This window comes from Mycobacterium sp. FW102-FHT13B02 (genome assembly GCF_058790275.1).
This window is the reverse complement of record NZ_JBYTCM010000066.1, coordinates 1-1,632: the sequence shown is the minus strand read 5'-3', so window position 1 is coordinate 1,632 and position 1,632 is coordinate 1. Positions and strand designations below refer to the sequence as shown.

Below are 1,632 nucleotides of genomic sequence, written 5' to 3'. Positions count from 1 at the left end.
GGCGGGTTCGCGCGGTCGTCGCAACACTCACGAATGTGAGAGGTTGCGGCGACCGTGTCGTTTTCGGAGGACTGTGTTCGGGTTGGTGATCAGCTAGCAAAGCTGGTTGATGTGGGCGTGCCCGTGCGGGAGGCCGCGTCGGCGTTGGGGGTGTCGCGGCAGCGGGCGTATGCGATCTTGCGGGCGACGGGTCGGCCGATCGGCTCGCCGCGACCGGATGTCAGTGGTGTTGATCGGGCTGCGGTGGCGGCGGTTTTCACCGCGATGGGTTCGGTGGACGCGGCAGCCACAGCGGTCGGGGTGGCGCATTCCACGGCGAGGCGGATGCTCGTTGAGCTGGGTTTGGTCGATGCCCAGCGTCAACCCCGCGGTAAGCCCGCGGCGCGGGCCCGGTTCTTTGAACTGCTCGATGCGGGATGGTCCCCGGCGGCGGCCGCCGGGGAGGTCGGGGTGCATGTGCGCACCGCCCGAGATTGGCGGCGTGGGGTCCGTCGGGTCGGCAACACGCGGGTGTATCCCGATGGCACGGTCAGCGATTACGCCACCGGCACGCGGTACACACAACCGGTGAAAACCGTTGCCGCCCAGTTCGACCGTGCATCGGACGGCGAATCAGTCAGCAGGTACTTGCAGCTCGCAGACCGGTTGGTGATCGCCGACGGCCTGGCCGCCGGCCTGACCTACACCGACATCGGCACGATGATCGGCCGGCATAAATCGACGGTGTCCCGGGAAGTCGCTGAGCGCAGTATCGAGGGCCTGTATCTGCCGTATCAGGCCGATGCGGCCGCCACGGCGGCGCGGTCGCGGCCGAAGTCCTCCAAACTGGTCACCAATCAGACACTGCGCACATACGTCGAACAGGGGCTGCAGAATCGGTGGTCCCCGGAAGAGATTTCGCATCGTCTGGTCAAAGATTTTCCGGACGACGAAAGTATGCGGGTGTGCCACGAAACGATCTACCAAGCCCTCTATTTTCAGGCCCGTGGAGGCTTGAAAAAGGAAGTGGCCCAAGCCCTTCGGTCTGGGCGCACGTGCCGCAAACCGCACCGTAAACCCGGTGAGCGTTATCAGCGGTTCGTCGATCCGATGCTGATGATCGCCGACCGGCCCGACATCGCCGATCGGGCGATACCGGGGCACTGGGAGGGCGACCTGATCATGGGTGAACTCAACAAGACCGCGATCGGCACCCTGGTCGAACGCACCACCCGCTATACCCTGCTGGTGCACTTACCGGGCGGTCATGATGCCGAAGCGGTCCGCGACGGGCTGATCGCCACCATGATCACCCTGCCCGAGCATCTGCGGGGATCGCTGACCTGGGACCAAGGCGCCGAGATGGCCGGGCACAAGGGGTTCTCGATGGCCACCGACATGACCGTGTACTTCTGCGATCCGGCCAGCCCCTGGCAGCGTGGCACCAACGAGAACACCAACGGCCTGCTACGCCAATACTTCCCCAAAGGCACCGACCTGAGCGTATTCGGGCCAGGCGACCTCGAATACGTCGCCCAGCAACTCAACGGCCGCCCACGCAAAACGCTCGACTGGGATACCCCAGCCGAGCGCTTGCGTGATCTACTACGGGCTCAATAACCAGCAGTGTTGCGACAACCCCTAGAAACCGCC

1 protein-coding gene is annotated in these 1,632 nt (G+C 64.8%); it reads left to right on the top strand.

Annotated elements, in window-relative coordinates; translation table 11 throughout:
• The first annotated feature begins 324 nt into the window (after positions 1-324).
• On the top strand, positions 325-1,599 hold the full coding sequence (locus AC3WTE_RS32580; protein ID WP_492443758.1) for an IS30 family transposase: 1,275 nt from the start codon (positions 325-327) through the stop codon (positions 1,597-1,599).
• The last annotated feature ends 33 nt before the right edge of the window (positions 1,600-1,632 follow it).